Origin of the sequence: Neobacillus niacini, from assembly GCF_030817695.1 — a bacterium.
Lineage (GTDB): Bacteria > Bacillota > Bacilli > Bacillales > Cytobacillaceae > Neobacillus > Neobacillus niacini_F.
On record NZ_JAUSZQ010000002.1, the window covers coordinates 1412026 to 1427014 of the forward strand.

A 14989-nucleotide genomic window follows, 5' to 3' on the forward strand; every position below is an offset into this window, starting at 1 on the left:
CTTATGCCTGACATTATAAAGATTGATCGTTCTGTGATAGAAAATATAGATAAAAACTCTGTAAAGGAGTCAATGTTAAAGGGATTGCTTCTTGTTGCGAAGGAGGCAGGATCCTTAGTGGTGGCCGAAGGTATTGAAAACCAAGAAGAGGCACCCGTATTAACGAGAAATAACGTTGACCTCGCACAGGGGAATTTTTATGCCCGGCCAGCGATGTTTTTTAATGAAATTGCAACGTAAGTGATTATGAAAGAGGAAGTGGATAAAATGTATTTTGTCGACCGCGAAAAGTTGGAGACCACTTTGGTATTTCTAGAAAAGCAAATCAGCCTATTTTCTAATCAAAAAGAGTGGTCCACACCGATAGAAAAAGCAGCATTAGAACGGATTACACATCTTATGATTGAATCAGTGTTAGATGTGGGGAACGCAATGATAGATGGGTTTATTATGAGAGACCCTGGCAGTTATGAAGATATCATTGAGATATTGGTGGATGAGAAGGTTATTACTGAGGAAACCGGAAAAAACTTAAAAACCCTCGTCCAATATCGTAAGGTTCTCGTTCAGTTCTATACGGAGATTAATCATGGGGAACTTCAAAATCAGTTCTCTAGTCTACTTAAAGAGTTAGCCTTATTCCCGAAAAATGTGCGAGACTACCTTGAGAACGAACTCGGCCCTGTAACAGCATTTATTTAAATTTATTACATGACCGCGTTTGCGGTCCTTTTTATGTATTGGGAAATGATAAAGATAGGAGTGATTAATATGAACAAGTATAAAGGTTATTTAATTGATCTCGATGGAACCATGTATAAGGGAACAGAAAAAATTGAAGCAGCAGGAGTATTTGTGAAAAAATTAAAGGAAAAGGGTATTCCATATTTATTCGTAACCAATAATTCATCACGGACACCTGCCCAAGTTGCACAGAAGCTAATAGATTTTGATATTCCAGCTCATGAGGACCTTGTTTTTACAACGAGCCAGGCAACAGCTAATTATATCTATAGTCAAAAGAAAAATGCGTCTGTTTATGTAATAGGTGAGGAAGGCCTTCGTATGGCTTTGGAGGAAAAGGGGTTCACATTCGCCGCTGAGAATGCAGAATATGTTGTCATCGGTATTGACCGTGAGATTAGCTATGAAAAATTAGCTGTAGCATGCCTAGCTGTTCGTAACGGTGCTTCCTTTATCTCAACTAATGGAGACATAGCGATACCAACAGAAAGAGGCTTAGTTCCTGGAAATGGTTCGTTTACGTCTGTAATTGCTGTTTCAACACAAACCGAGCCGACTTTTATTGGAAAGCCTGAATCAATCATTATGGAGCAGGCGTTAAAAGTGTTGGGCACTACTAAAGAAGAAACACTCATGGTAGGCGACTATTATGATACCGATATTTTAGCGGGGATGAATGCGGGTCTTGATACGCTGTTAGTCCATACGGGTGTCACTACAAAGGAATTACTCGCAGGCTATGACCGAAAACCAACATATGCGATAGATTCATTGGATCAATGGGAGCCGTAAGAAAAGGATGGATCCCTCCATCCTTCTCTTGCTTGTTTTATTCCACATGTGCCGCTCGGTGAGCAAGTCTGCTTGAGGCTGCAGCTGCGATTGCACCGACAATGTCATCCAAAAATGTATGGCATTCTCCTGTTGATTTATCATTTAAGCGGGCTAATATTCCAGGCTTTTGCTTATCGATATAGCCATAATTTGTAAAGCCGATAGACCCGTACACATTAACGATGGAAAGTGCCAAAATCTCATCGACACCATAAAGACTTTCATCTGTTTTAATAATGGATTGAATAGGTTCCTCCAGCATGTTTTTTTCGGCTAACATATCCAGTTGAATTCCCGTTATGATGGCATTTTGGACCTCACGTTTTGATATGACTCGTTCCACATTTGCAATACAGTCTTCCATTTTTAAGTTTTCGTGGTATTTTTCCTGCAAGAAATAGACTAAATCAGCGATATCCTGAATTTCCACTCCTCTTTCTTTGATCCATCTTCTTGCAGTTTCTTCTGTTAAATCCATTTTTTTATCTTCTGCCATCCATTTATCACCTTTTCCTCTAAATTTTTTAATTATTCTTAATTTTTAACATATGCACGGTATTTTGAAAAAGGAACGAATGAACCATCACCCTTCTTACAGATTTCTCCTATTACGTTTTTCTTATACTTTTATTACGTAAGAAGACAACAAGTTTTTTGGGCTACTACATATATATGACATAAGAGTAGAAAAGAGAAGAGGTGGAAGGGTGCTTCAAAAATTACTTGAAAATAAATATGGAATACAAGTCGATGAGTACGTAAAGCTGGATTCTTACGACGCATTGAGAAGTAATGGCTGGTTATACTTAGTTGCCAAATCTGACGGAAGAGAAGCTGAGGATATTAATGAACTGGAGAAAATTGCTGAACACCTCAGGAAAAGCGGAGATCCCCATGTGCCAGGATTCCTGCAATCTAATGAGGGCGAATTGATTACTACCTGGGAACATCATCAATATTGTGTATTAGCAAATCGTCAAACAGATAAACCTTTAAAGGTGAAACTTGGAAGGAAGTTGGCCAAATTTCATGAGAGAGGAAAAACGGTACCATTCAAAATTGAAAGAACAAGCAGAATTGGACAATGGAAGCAATTATGGGAAAAGCGCTTGGACCAAATTGAAAAGGTATGGAGTGAGCTCCTATATCAAACACCTGAAGATGACTTTGAACGAATGTTTATTGACTCATTTCCTTATTATATTGGTTTAACGGAAAACGCCATTCAGTATTTAGTAGATACTGAACTAGACGATGAACCAAAAGAATCCGATAGTGGTACCGTATGTCACGAACGTTTTTCAAATGACTCTTGGGGAGCTAATTATTATTTTAAGGACCCATTTGATTGGGTTTTTGATCATCGCAGCCGTGACCTTGCAGAATGGACTCGAGAGCGATATTTCCGTAATACGCAGACGTATGAGATAGATGTTAGACAGTTTTTCGTCGATTATCAAAGTATTGCTCCTTTATCCTCTTTTTCATGGCGGTTATTATTTTCCCGTTTATTATTTCCGCTTCATTACTTTGAATGTATTGAAAATTATTATATAACTCGGTCTGAACAGGAAAAGAAGCTTTTAGAAGAACAGTTAAGTAAGATGTTAAAGCAGTCAACAGAGTATGAGCGCTTTTTAGGCCATTTTTATCATACTGTAGGTGCACCATTAAAACCATTAAATATCCCCCGACTAGACTGGCTGCTTATTAGGTAATCGCTTTTTTAAATTAGTTTGCACAGGTTAGTAATAAAAAAAGCGATTGCTCTTTTGCAGCAATCGCTTTTTATCTGTATTAAAATACTTGTTCTACTTCGACAACGCCAGGAACTTCTTCTAATAGTGCTCTTTCGATTCCTGCTTTTAGGGTGATTGTTGAGCTCGGGCAGCTTCCGCATGCACCTAGTAAACGTAGTTTTACAATACCATCCTCAACATCAACTAATTCACAATCTCCTCCATCGCGAAGAAGAAATGGACGTAATTTATCTAATACTTCCTGAACCTGCTCAAACATTTCTTGTACTTGTTCTGCCATATTTATCGTCTCCTTCCTACCTTATATTATAATGTCATTGAAGGGAAAAATCCATTCTCATGAAATGGGAATTAGCACATTTACAACCATATTTTTATGTTTAATAGTTTAAATGTTGTAAAATAAAAGAAAAAGGCAGGATTGATGGAATGACAAATACGACAATCGAAATTATACTCTATGGTGCAGAACAATTATGTCCGAGCTGTGTTAACCTACCGTCCTCAAAGGAAACATTCGAATGGCTTGAGGCTGCTATTTCAAGGAAGTTCCCTGATCAGCCATTCAAGATGACGTATGTTGATATTTATCAACCACCGGAAGAAAGTGAAAAAGAGGCTTTTGCGAAAAGAGTTATTGAAGAAGATCTGTTTTATCCCGTTGTTGTAATTAAAGATAAAATTGTTGGAGAAGGAAACCCTCGATTAAAAACAATATTTAGTGAGTTGGAAAAGTACGGATACAAATCAATGTAAAACTCACTTCTGTTAAATGAGATCCTTAATCGAGTCACAGTAAAGGTAAAATAAGCGGAGAATTTCCGGTTAAATGAAGAACGGAGCTCGTTTCGGGGGTAAATAAGCGGAGAAATTCCGCCTATGGAAAGAAAAATCTCCCATTTACGACTTTTTTGAGCCTATAGGCGGAATTTCTCCGTCTATTTAAGCCTTTTTTAACAATAATTACGAATTAAGCGGAATTCTTCCGTCTATTTATCAGCTCGTGTTCTTAATCTAACAACCGATAAGTGTGGGTCCTCTTAATCCTAGATTCGGGAGAGATTAAAATAAAGAAAAGACGTATGCCAATTTCATACGTCAATTTCTTGCGTCTTTTAATAAGAAAGCAACCGAAAACGGAAGCCCTCACTGTTATAGCTGGAATGCTTTTTATTTCATCCATTATGATACTTATAGAGCCAAAGAACTCCTGATTTTAACAGACGAGCAACGCGTCCAGTAATGGCTCTGTCTGCCATCATTCCAAAACCATGTTTCTTGCCAAGAGAACCAAGAACACCTTTTAGTTTAATGGTTGGGAATTCAACTGGAGGTTCTTCGCCATTCCATCGCTTTTTCAACACTTCGACGATTTGCTCCGCCTGTCCCTCTGCTAATTGAGCACTTGGGGCATGTGGAAGACTTGCACAATCTCCTAATACAAAAACGTGCTCATCATTTGGCAGATGATGACGAGGAGTAATGATGAGCCTTCCTGAGCGGTCCATTTCTTCCCCTAATTGACGAACAACCTTATTTGCCTGGATACCAGCAGTCCAAACAATCACATCACAAGGGACGGGCTCATCATGATTATAGAGTAAATTTTCTTCTACTTTTGTGATATTAGAGTTGCCAATAATCTCAACATTATTTTTATGAAACCAATTCTCAACATATTTACTTAAACGATCAGGAAAGGCAGGAAGGATGTGTTTACCACGATCAAATAGTTTAATCTTTAGGTCCCGGCGGCTTTCACTTAACTCACTGGCAAGCTCCACACCACTTAGACCCGCACCTACGATGCCTACCACTGACCCTGGTCCTAAATTGTTTAGGACTGAGTACGTCTTACGGGATTTTTCAATGCTTTGGATGCTGTAGGTGTATTGGTCAGCGCCTGGGACACCATGATATTTATCTTCACAGCCGAGCCCAATAATTAAGTCATCATAGGAAATTGGCTCAGAATCTCTTAGCAGGACCTTTTTATTGCCTTTTTCTATTCCTATAACTTCCCCATATTTAATTTCTAATTGGGGATGCTCTGGAAAGGAAACACGCAGCTCCTTGTCAGAAACAGTTCCTGCGGCTAACGCATAGTATTCAGTTTTCAAGCAATGGTATGGAACGCGGTCAACAAGTGTAATTTTTACATCCTCGGGTAAGTGGTTTGGAAGAAGTTCGCTCAATATCTTCATTCCCCCGTACCCGCCGCCGAGAATCACAAGGTTTTTCATTTTTTATATCCCCTTTGTAAACCTGTTTTCATGTCTCTGATTTGATTGAGAATATGAAGCCTAGCAAGCTAGGTCTAAGATAAAAATAAAGTATACAGCCTTTAAATCCAATAAGAGTATATCTGAATTATGACAAAATAACAACAAATATGGGAATATTATTGACGATTTCACTCAAACATGGTATTTGACGTGACCGATGAAAGATAGTAGGATATTATGTTGTGGAGAGGTGATAGCCATGTTTATGCCAATTATTGAATTTTGTATGAGTAATCTAGCTAGTGGTGCTCAAAAAGCGCTGGAAAGGTTAGAAAAAGACCCCAATCTGGATATCATTGAATATGGATGTCTTGGGTATTGCGGGAAATGTGCTTCCACCCTTTTTGCACTTGTAAATGGGGAAGTGGTAACAGGCAAAACACCGGATGAACTGGTTGAGAATATTTACAAACACTTAGATGAAAATCCAATGTTTTAATATATAGCAGCACAGCAGGGGGAGCGTATACCGCTTCCTTATTTTATGTTGATCATATAATACTCATAATAAACGTATTAGTTGAGTCATGAAGATACAGTGTATATACTATAATAAAGACCTCAAATGAAGGAGGAAAAATAATGAGTAACGATGTAATTATTTTAACGGAATCTGCGGCACTTCAAATACAAGAAATGATGAAACACAATGAAGAAGAAGGTGCACTATTACGTGTTAGTGTAAAGGGTGGCGGCTGCAGTGGTTTATCCTACGGCATGGGGTTTGACCATGAAGTAAAGGGAGATGATCTTCATTTTGCTCAGCATGGAATTCAAATTCTTGTGGCTAAAGAGGACGCTCCTATATTAAATGGTACAAAAATTGATTATAAGCAATCAATGATGGGCGGCGGATTTACGATTGATAATCCTAATGCAATTGCATCTTGCGGCTGTGGCTCATCCTTCAGAACCGCAACAGCAACAGGTACACCAGAAGAATGTTAATCACAAAGTAAAAAGGCGCCTTAAGGGGCGCCTTTATTATTTTATTTTCCGAACATGGATGAACTGTGAAGCGGCTGAATTTTAGCTTTTGGATCGATAAATGCTTTTGCGTTGTTTACTGCAGTAGGCGCTTCACCAAATCCGCAGGCAATCAATTTTACTTTCCCTTCATAGGTACAAATATCGCCAGCAGCATAGATTCCTGGTACATTTGTTTCCATTTTAGAATTTACGACAATAGAATTCTTTTCGATTGCTAAGCCCCATTCTTTTATTGGTCCTAGTGAGGAAACGAAACCATAGTTACAAATAACAGCATCAACATCAATTGCTTCCCTGCCATCACCATTAACCCCGGTAAGGACCACTTGCTTGATACCGCTGTCATCCCCAATTAATTCGGCTGGTACAAAAGGAGTTTTTACAATTACTTTGGAGTTATGCAAGTTCTCTACACTATGCTCGTGAGCTCTGAATTTGTCTCTCCGGTGAACAATCGTTACTTCCTTCGCGATTGGCTCTAACATTAATGCCCAGTCGACAGCTGAATCACCACCGCCAAAGACGACAACTTTTTGACCTGCAAACTTGTTAAGGTCATCAATAAAGTAGTGAAGGTTTTTTCGCTCATATTGTCCAGCACTTTCAAGTTCTAAACGGCGTGGTTGGAAAGCTCCATTACCTGCTGTAATAATGACTGTTTTTGAATAGTGAACTTCAGAATTAGTTGTTAATTTGAAAGTACCATCCTCTTGTTTTTCCAATTTCTCGACGGATTGCTCTAAAGCAACAGCTGGTTCAAACTTGGCCATTTGCTCCTTTAGGTTATTAATAAGTTCTTGTGCACGGACTTTCGGAAACCCTGCAACATCGTAAATATATTTTTCCGGGTATAGTGCCGATAATTGACCACCTAATTGTGGTAAGCTTTCAATAATTTTTACAGAAGCTTGTCTCATTCCGCCGTAAAAGGCAGTAAAAAGACCAGTAGGACCGCCCCCGATAATGGTAATATCATAAACTTTTTGATCTTCTTGCACGCTGTATCCCCCTAACTTATGTAGTAACAGACTCCATTCCTTATAATATCACAAAAACATAAAATCCTCACAACTTTTGGGGATTATTTCAGAGTAGTTTGTCGAGGGAATTTAAACTTTTTTTTTAAAAATAATCATGTAAACCACTTGATAATGTGAAGAGTTTAGCATAATATGTATTGAGGATAGATGTTAATTTTTTGTGACAAAAAAGTAAATCTTTTGTGTCATCATACGTGAATTATATCACAAACTTTTTTCCTCTAAACAAAATAAAAATGTAACATGCTGAGGAAGATAAGAACAAGTATATTACTCAAAATTATAAAAGGGTGGTAGTGATCACTTTGAAAAAGCCTAAAATTGTTATTGTTGGTGCGGGGTATGGCGGGCTTATGACAACTGTAAGGTTGCAAAAGCTTGTTGGTGTAAATGAAGCTGATATCGTGTTAATTAATAAAAATGATTACCATTATGAAACGACATGGCTGCATGAGGCTTCTGCAGGTACACTTCATCATGACCGTGTACGTTATGACATTCGTGATGTTATTGATAGAAGTAAAGTTGATTTTGTACAGGATACGGTTGTAGAAATTAAGAAAGAAGAGAAAAAGGTAATTTTAGAAAAGGGCGAAGTCGAGTATGATTACCTGGTTATTGCTCTTGGAGGAGAACCTGAAACTTTCGGAATTAAGGGATTAAAGGAATATGCTTTTGGAATTACCAATGTAAATTCATCACGTCAATTACGTGAGCATATTGAGTATCAATTTGCCACTTATAACATGGAAGAAGAAAAGAATGATAATCGTTTGGTTATCGTTGTTGGCGGAGCAGGCTTTACAGGTATTGAATTCTTAGGAGAATTAACAAATCGTATACCTGAGCTATGTCACGAATATGATGTTGATTCTCACAAAGTAAAAATTATCTGTGTAGAAGCAGCACCAACTGTTTTGCCAGGGTTTGATCCTGAACTAGTTAACTACGCTGTATCACAATTAGAGCGTAAAGGGGTAGAATTCTTAATTGGAACTGCCATTAAAGAATGTACACCTGATGGAATCATAGTAGCAAAAGGTGAGGAAGAACCCCGTGAAATTAAAGCAGAAACGGTCGTGTGGGCTGCTGGTGTACGTGGGAATTCAATCATCGAAAAATCAGGTTTTGAAGCAATGAGAGGTCGTGTGAAAGTTCAGCCTGACCTTCGTGTACCAGGTTTTGATGATGTGTTTATTATTGGGGACAGCTCACTTGTTATCAATGAAGAAATCAATCGCCCATATCCTCCTACAGCACAAATCGCTATGCAGCAGGGTGAAGTCGTTGCTCGTAACTTAGCTGCATTGGTGAGAGACAAGCAGGATCTTGAAACCTTTACGTTTGATAATAAAGGAACAGTTTGTTCACTTGGTCATGATGATGCCATTGGAGTTGTGTTTGGCAAAAAAGTAACTGGTGCTAAGGCGTCCTTTATGAAAAAAGTAGTCGATAATCGTTCGCTATACATGATTGGCGGCGCAGGGCTTGTATTAAAAAAGGGTAAATTTAATGTTTTCTAAATAGAATTTGAAAAAAGGACAGAGAAATCTGTCCTTTTTTTGATACTATATACATAAATAGGCAGGGTGAGGGGGGTTACAATGAGTAATACAGCGAAACGAGGAAAGGTTTGGTTAGCGGTTGGCGGGTTAGTCAAATCTTCTGAGGGAAATTGGCTGGTTGTAAAAAAGCGTTACGGTGGTCTGAAGGGAAAGTGGTCACTTCCCGCCGGATTTGTAGACGAAGGTGAAACGGCAGATGAGGCTGTTGTTAGGGAAGTAAAGGAGGAAACCGGAATAGATTGTGTTGTCAAGGGATTGATAGGGCTAAGAACAGGTGTCATTTCAGAAGAAATTAGTGATAATATGCTCGTCTTTTTACTTGAACCATTAGATGAAGGGAAAATCCAACATCAGGAAAATGAATTGTATGAGGCAAGGTTTATTGCACCAGAAGACCTCCTTCAAGAAAAAGAGGCCTCGATTATGCTGCATTACCTTATCAACCAAAATCTCACTTTAACCAATCCAGGATACGATGGACTAAACCCTGGGGATCAGTTTAAATATAGTGCTTATAAATTATTTTTCTAATTTTTTGATAATTTAAGTAACACTTAGAAAATGAAAGAAAACTTATGATGTATCCGTTTTCTCATTCAATTTTGAATAAATTTCGTCCTTTTCTTTCTCTGGAATTCTTGGTATATTATCAGAAAATTTAAATAATATTTTAAGGAGCTGATTTGAATGAGTACGACTAGTGTAGATACTAAAATTTGTGATTATTGTTTAGGTACGGGATATTTTCAATTACTGCTTGGGGGATCTGAAACATGTACCTGCTGCGAGGGCACTGGCGAGAAACGGGAAAAACAGTAGATTGACGAGCTTCTAAGATCAACAAGAGCTGCTTCACGAGATACTTCGGGAAGCTATTTTTTTTGTATATTTTTCCTGGTATAGGTAACGATAATCTGATATGTAAGGATTGACTCCCTTTTGGACATTAAGTAAACTAATAACTGGATGTGTAAAGGAGGTATTTCCATGCAAATGAGTATTGTTGTTTTAATCATATCGATCTTATTATTCTTTGTGCTATTTTTTGGAATTGGTTTTATACTTAATATGCTTTTAAGGATGTCCTGGATTATGGCAATAATATATCCGATTATCGCCATTTTTATTGTCGATAAGGTAAGGTTTATCGAATATATAACAAATAGTAAAATAGCGTTTCAAGATCTTGGTCAAAAATTGGGATCATTAGCAACAGCAGATGTTCTAATATTACTTAGTGGGTTAGCCGGTGCCATTGCCGCTGGTGTTACAATCAAAATGTTAAGGAAAAATGGATATCAAATGTTTTAAGCTTTTTGCCTGGGTTACTCCACTTTCGGACTAACTTAGGTAAAAAGCTTTTTTTATGATTAGGATTTTACTCCTTTTTGAATATTTCCTCGCGGGTTGGGAAATGAATATTTTGGGAGGAGTGAAAATCTTAATGAATAAAATCAAAAATTGGACAAAGCGTTTTGCGATGACCGTTCTTTTCCTGATTGCCATATTAGTAACGGTTCAATCTATTACAGGTATTAATCTTAAATTGTTTATTAAACAAATGGTAGAGCTTGAAGCCCATGCAGCTTCAAACGCCGTAGCTTCAGAGACACCAAAGGCTCTAGAGGATGCCTTTGATTGGTCGAAGTACCCGAAAAAAACAGTAATCGCAACAGGATATACAGCAGGTATTGAATCCACGGGTAAAAATGAAAGCCATCCTGAGTATGGAATAACCTATTCAGGTGTTAAAGTAAAACGGGATTTATACTCAACCGTAGCTGCAGACTTATCGGTTTTTCCGATTGGCACCATTCTGTTCATTCCCGGGTATGGGTTAGGGGTTGTAGCAGATAAAGGCGGAGCTATTAAGGGAGATAAAGTTGACCTTTATTATGAAACAGTTGAGGATGTTTATAAAAAGTGGGGTAAAAAGGAAATCGATGTATATATTATAGAGCAGGGAAAGGGAAAACTTACAGAGGCGGAGTTGCAAGCATTAAATGAAGACAAATCCATGCAGGTTTTCCGTCAGCAGTATATTGGTACAGAGAGAAAATAATGCAGGCATAGAGCCTGCTATTTTTATTGTTCTAACGTAATGAAATACTTAGAAACTCGAAATATATTCATGGTTCCGATATAATGAACAGGTAATATACACGGAGGTGGAAAAACGTGTTTGATGTAAAAAATGAATTTAACCTTTCGGAAGGTCACGAAGGATTGATTATTGGAATTTTTGATAAACCCGAAAAGTTTACAGGTACCTTAGAGAAGCTGGATGAACAATTTGAAGGTCAATTAAGAGAGCTTGTTAGAGCAGGTGATATCTCTGCAAAGATTAAAACTATTAGCAAAGTACATAGCTTCGGTAAAATCGGAGCAAAAAGAATTTGGTTTGTTGGTCTTGGAAAAGAAAAGGATTTTAACTTTGAAAGGCTAAGTGAGGCTTTAGGGAAGGCTTTTAAAGCGTTAAAAGCAAGCAAACTTCAAGAATGTGGCGTTCTTTTGGATTCTTTTACGGCGGGGGCAGTAAGCGAACTAGAAGCAGCACATGCTGTAAGTGAAGTCTTTACTCTCGCCACTTACCAATTCCATGGCTACAAGCAAAAGTCAAATGAGCCAGAAAAGAGAATCGAGAAGATCACCGTCTATAGTGAAAGTATGGATAAGGAAGAACTTTCTGCTTCGCTAACTGTAGGTCTTGCTTTTGGAAAAGGCACCAACTCTGCTCGCACACTAGTAAATATTCCAGGCAATCTGCTTACAGCAAAGAACATGGCGGATTATGCCCAGGAGCTTGCTGCTAAATATGATTTTGAGGTTGAAATTCTAGATAAAGAAGAAATTGAAAAGTTAGGTATGGGAGCTTTTCTAGCTGTTAACCAAGGGTCGACAGAGCCTCCTAAGATGATCGTTCTCAAATACCAGGGGAAAGAACAATGGCAGGATGTTATTGGACTGGTTGGAAAAGGAATCACCTTTGATACGGGCGGTTATTCTATCAAAACCAAAGCTGGCATTGTAGGTATGAAAACCGATATGGGTGGAGCTGCGGCTGTTCTAGGTGCAATGGAAATTATCGGGGAATTAAAACCAGAGCAAAATGTTGTCGCGGTTATTCCTTCAACGGATAACATGATCTCGGGTAACGCCTTTAAGCCGGATGATGTAATTACCTCTATGAGCGGGAAAACAATCGAAGTGTTAAATACGGATGCAGAGGGCCGGCTTGTTTTAGCAGATGCTATAACCTATGCTAAGCACCATGGTGCGGAATATTTGGTTGATGTGGCAACTCTAACAGGTGGGGTTATTACAGCACTTGGATTACATACAACCGGTGCCATGACGAATCACGAAACATTGTATGAACAAGTATTAGAAGCCTCAATGGAATCAGGAGAGCCAATTTGGCAATTACCGTTGTTTGAGAAGGATAAAGAACGAGTTAGAAACAGTAAAGTTGCAGATTTAAACAATTCTCCTGGCAGTGAAGGTCATGCCATTGTAGCGGGTGCCTTTATCGGGGAATTTACTGAGGGGACTCCTTGGGTTCATTTGGATATTGCAGGAACTTCTACGACATCTAAGGAACACGATCTTGGTCCTGCTGGAGCAACAGGTGTAATGACCAGGACACTAGCTCTATTCGTAGAACGATTTGAACCAATCGAAAAGTAATGATTTGCCCAACCCATCCACTCTCTTTTCGCATATGAAGTAGTGTAGGCAAGTATTGCAAAAGGGAGGTTTGGCTGCATGTATTATTATCGAAGCCCATATTCTAAACATAACCAAAGATTTATTGGCTTTGGGCTGCCTTTTTTAGGTGGATTAGTAGGCGGGCTATTAGGAAGCGCATTGATTTATCCTCGTCCATTCTATGGATATCCTCGCCCATATTATGGCTATCCTGTTTATGCCCCGCCAGTATATGGTTACCCTGGATATGGAGCACCTTATTACTATTAGATTGATTTTTAAAAACAGCTGATGAGGCTGTTTTTTCTTTGTAAGTACATAAAAGGAATTTCCAACGTAAAAGAGAATATATACATTTAATGAAAAAGAAAGGGAGAGAGGAATGATTAAAAACACATTAATTGAAACATTAGGTATTGAAATAACGCATTTAGAACCAGGAAAGGTTATTGCAACCATGCCAGTAGATGAAAGAACACGCCAGCCATTTGGTTTATTACATGGCGGTGCTTCTGTTGCCCTGGCAGAAACAGTTGCAAGTGTTGGTGCATATGAATTGGTTGATAAAGAAACCGAAGGTGCTGCTGGTTTAGAAATTAACGCTAACCATGTTCGCCCAATTACACAGGGCACCGTAACCGCAGTTGGGACCATTCTGCACCAGGGCAAAACAACCATGGTTTGGGATATCAAAATTACGGATGAGAAGGATCGTCTCATTTGTGTTTCAAGATGTACCATCGCAGTGATTAAATTAAAAAAGTGATGGTAAAAAAGATGGGATATTTTCCATCTTTTTTTGGCTAAATTGAAAAAATATTTAAAAAATTTATGTTAATTTCGTGATATAATGTAAGAAATATAGAGAATTAGTACAATACTTTGTACAGGTTTCTTTATATAATGGTAGTAAGAAACCTGAAAAAGGTGGTGAAAAAATGAAGGAAAAGAGACAAACTATCTTTATTGATTTTGAATTTACAATGCCTGAACGAAATGTCCGGATGAAAGATTTTTATGCAGAGATTATTGAGGTTGGACTCGTGGCAGTTGTTGATGATCAAATTACAGAGCAATTCTCATCCTATGTAACACCACTAAAATTCCCGATTTTATCTGAACGCTGTAAATCATTCTTACATATTTCACAGCAGCAGGTTGACCAGGGAATTTCATTTTATGAACTCGTCCGGAAGTTAGGAGAATTCAATAATGAGTATGAAACTACCATTGTCACTTGGGGAAATATGGATATGAAGGTACTAAGGCATAATTGTTTAGAAGCAGGGGTGGCATTTCCATTTAAGGCAACAGAACTAGATTTATCCATGGAGTATAAACGCTTCTTTGGTGATCAAAACCAGACAGGATTATGGAAAGCTGTACAGGAATACGGTAAGGAAGGAACAGGAAAGCATCATAGAGCGTTGGATGATGCGTTGACTACCTACAATATTTTCCGTCTTGTTGAAAAGGATAAACGCTATTTAGAAAAGCCAAAACCTACTACAATTGGGGACCGCATTGATTTTTCAAAACTATTAAATGAATTCGCATAAAAGGCCAAATCATTCAATCTGATTTGGCCTTAATTTTATTTATTTAAAATAATCCTTTTCTAGGGAAGCAATACTTTTTAGACTCATTTCTGCCCAGGCAGACGCATTTTCTGTTAATTCCTTTTTCAATTTTTCAACCGCTTGTCTTAATGACTCAAGATAGTCAGGTACTTCCTCCGTGAAAAGTTTGACCATCTGCTTTGGAATATTGGCTTGCTCCCTGTATGAAAGAGCCTTTCTTTCATGAAAAATTGGGACATCCGCTTCTTTTGGATTATGTAAATCCCCTTGCATAGGATGTTTGACAACAGCTAAAACTCTGACTAAATAATGCTGTGGACGAATTTCAGTTATTTCCCCAATATATTTTCCCGTTTTATATATTCCGGTAACAATTTCACCAATCTGTAATTCTGACATAAAAACCACTCCTCAATCTTCAATAACCTTAATCCTATTATATAAAAAACGAAGTGCAAAAAACAAAAATATCGGTTAAATTAA

Annotated in this window: 21 protein-coding genes; 16 read left to right on the forward strand and 5 right to left on the reverse strand. The window is 38.1% G+C overall.

The window, feature by feature from the left end:
• Nucleotides 1-3: 3 nt before the first annotated feature.
• From QFZ28_RS07190 to QFZ28_RS07200, 3 genes are all read left to right on the forward strand, one after another.
• Nucleotides 4-240 carry an EAL domain-containing protein gene (locus tag QFZ28_RS07190; protein WP_307194016.1) on the forward strand — a complete coding sequence of 79 codons (237 nt, stop codon included), beginning with the start codon at nt 4-6 and terminating at the stop codon, nt 238-240.
• Between the two features lie 27 nt (nt 241-267).
• A complete protein-coding gene (locus QFZ28_RS07195) occupies nt 268-702 on the forward strand; it encodes a DUF86 domain-containing protein (protein WP_307196974.1) in 435 nt (144 codons plus the stop codon).
• 69 nt (nt 703-771) lie between these two features.
• Nucleotides 772-1536, forward strand: coding sequence for a TIGR01457 family HAD-type hydrolase (locus QFZ28_RS07200; RefSeq protein ID WP_307194017.1), 765 nt, complete (start codon nt 772-774; stop codon nt 1534-1536).
• A 37-nt stretch (nt 1537-1573) separates the two neighbouring features.
• Here the strand turns inward: QFZ28_RS07200 and QFZ28_RS07205 are convergent, their stop codons facing one another.
• Nucleotides 1574-2074: a phosphatidylglycerophosphatase A family protein gene (locus tag QFZ28_RS07205; RefSeq protein WP_179595316.1), complete on the reverse strand. Its 501-nt coding sequence runs from the start codon at nt 2072-2074 to the stop codon at nt 1574-1576.
• Nucleotides 2075-2285: 211 nt separating this feature from the next.
• On the opposite strand from QFZ28_RS07205, the gene yutH reads away from it, so the two are divergent.
• Entirely contained in the window at nt 2286-3296 is a 1011-nt protein-coding gene (yutH, locus tag QFZ28_RS07210; RefSeq protein ID WP_307194018.1) for a spore coat putative kinase YutH, read from the forward strand.
• Nucleotides 3297-3375: 79 nt separating this feature from the next.
• On the opposite strand, the gene QFZ28_RS07215 is transcribed toward yutH, so the two are convergent.
• A complete protein-coding gene (locus QFZ28_RS07215; protein WP_034674824.1) occupies nt 3376-3618 on the reverse strand; it encodes a NifU family protein in 243 nt (80 codons plus the stop codon).
• A gap of 149 nt (nt 3619-3767) precedes the next feature.
• On the opposite strand from QFZ28_RS07215, the gene QFZ28_RS07220 reads away from it, so the two are divergent.
• Nucleotides 3768-4094: a YuzD family protein gene (locus QFZ28_RS07220; RefSeq protein ID WP_307194019.1), complete on the forward strand. Its 327-nt coding sequence runs from the start codon at nt 3768-3770 to the stop codon at nt 4092-4094.
• 419 nt (nt 4095-4513) lie between these two features.
• On the opposite strand, the gene QFZ28_RS07225 is transcribed toward QFZ28_RS07220, so the two are convergent.
• Nucleotides 4514-5581: an NAD(P)/FAD-dependent oxidoreductase gene (locus QFZ28_RS07225; RefSeq protein ID WP_307194020.1), complete on the reverse strand. Its 1068-nt coding sequence runs from the start codon at nt 5579-5581 to the stop codon at nt 4514-4516.
• A gap of 241 nt (nt 5582-5822) precedes the next feature.
• Here QFZ28_RS07225 and QFZ28_RS07230 point away from each other — a divergent pair, with 241 nt between their 5' ends.
• Nucleotides 5823-6062 carry a YuzB family protein gene (locus QFZ28_RS07230; RefSeq protein WP_307194021.1) on the forward strand — a complete coding sequence of 80 codons (240 nt, stop codon included), beginning with the start codon at nt 5823-5825 and terminating at the stop codon, nt 6060-6062.
• Between the two features lie 143 nt (nt 6063-6205).
• Complete coding sequence (locus tag QFZ28_RS07235) at nt 6206-6571, forward strand: HesB/IscA family protein (RefSeq protein WP_307194022.1); 366 nt, start codon at nt 6206-6208, stop codon at nt 6569-6571.
• 41 nt (nt 6572-6612) lie between these two features.
• On the opposite strand, the gene QFZ28_RS07240 is transcribed toward QFZ28_RS07235, so the two are convergent.
• Nucleotides 6613-7611, reverse strand: coding sequence for an NAD(P)/FAD-dependent oxidoreductase (locus QFZ28_RS07240; protein ID WP_307194023.1), 999 nt, complete (start codon nt 7609-7611; stop codon nt 6613-6615).
• Between the two features lie 347 nt (nt 7612-7958).
• Between QFZ28_RS07240 and QFZ28_RS07245 the strand changes: the two genes are divergently transcribed.
• The 9 genes from QFZ28_RS07245 (at nt 7959) to kapD (ending at nt 14485) form a co-directional block, all read left to right on the forward strand.
• Nucleotides 7959-9176: an NAD(P)/FAD-dependent oxidoreductase gene (locus QFZ28_RS07245; RefSeq protein WP_307194024.1), complete on the forward strand. Its 1218-nt coding sequence runs from the start codon at nt 7959-7961 to the stop codon at nt 9174-9176.
• An 81-nt stretch (nt 9177-9257) separates the two neighbouring features.
• Nucleotides 9258-9749, forward strand: a complete 492-nt coding sequence (locus tag QFZ28_RS07250) for an NUDIX hydrolase (protein ID WP_307194025.1) — start codon at nt 9258-9260, stop codon at nt 9747-9749.
• A 156-nt stretch (nt 9750-9905) separates the two neighbouring features.
• On the forward strand, nt 9906-10037 hold the full coding sequence (locus tag QFZ28_RS07255) for a YuiA family protein (protein WP_307194026.1): 132 nt from the start codon (nt 9906-9908) through the stop codon (nt 10035-10037).
• Nucleotides 10038-10205: 168 nt separating this feature from the next.
• Nucleotides 10206-10529 (forward strand): YuiB family protein, encoded by a 324-nt coding sequence (locus tag QFZ28_RS07260; protein WP_307194027.1) that lies wholly within the window; start codon nt 10206-10208, stop codon nt 10527-10529.
• Nucleotides 10530-10662: 133 nt separating this feature from the next.
• Complete coding sequence (locus QFZ28_RS07265) at nt 10663-11280, forward strand: 3D domain-containing protein (protein ID WP_307194028.1); 618 nt, start codon at nt 10663-10665, stop codon at nt 11278-11280.
• Between the two features lie 116 nt (nt 11281-11396).
• Nucleotides 11397-12905: a leucyl aminopeptidase gene (locus tag QFZ28_RS07270; protein ID WP_307194029.1), complete on the forward strand. Its 1509-nt coding sequence runs from the start codon at nt 11397-11399 to the stop codon at nt 12903-12905.
• A 78-nt stretch (nt 12906-12983) separates the two neighbouring features.
• Complete coding sequence (locus QFZ28_RS07275) at nt 12984-13196, forward strand: hypothetical protein (RefSeq protein WP_307194030.1); 213 nt, start codon at nt 12984-12986, stop codon at nt 13194-13196.
• 112 nt (nt 13197-13308) lie between these two features.
• The gene (locus QFZ28_RS07280; RefSeq protein WP_307194031.1) at nt 13309-13692 is read left to right on the forward strand and encodes a hotdog fold thioesterase; all 384 of its coding nucleotides are present in this window, start codon (nt 13309-13311) and stop codon (nt 13690-13692) included.
• A gap of 172 nt (nt 13693-13864) precedes the next feature.
• Nucleotides 13865-14485, forward strand: coding sequence for a 3'-5' exonuclease KapD (gene kapD, locus QFZ28_RS07285; protein WP_307194032.1), 621 nt, complete (start codon nt 13865-13867; stop codon nt 14483-14485).
• Nucleotides 14486-14524: 39 nt separating this feature from the next.
• Here the strand turns inward: kapD and QFZ28_RS07290 are convergent, their stop codons facing one another.
• Nucleotides 14525-14905 (reverse strand): kinase-associated lipoprotein B, encoded by a 381-nt coding sequence (locus QFZ28_RS07290; protein ID WP_307194033.1) that lies wholly within the window; start codon nt 14903-14905, stop codon nt 14525-14527.
• Nucleotides 14906-14989 lie beyond the last annotated feature (84 nt).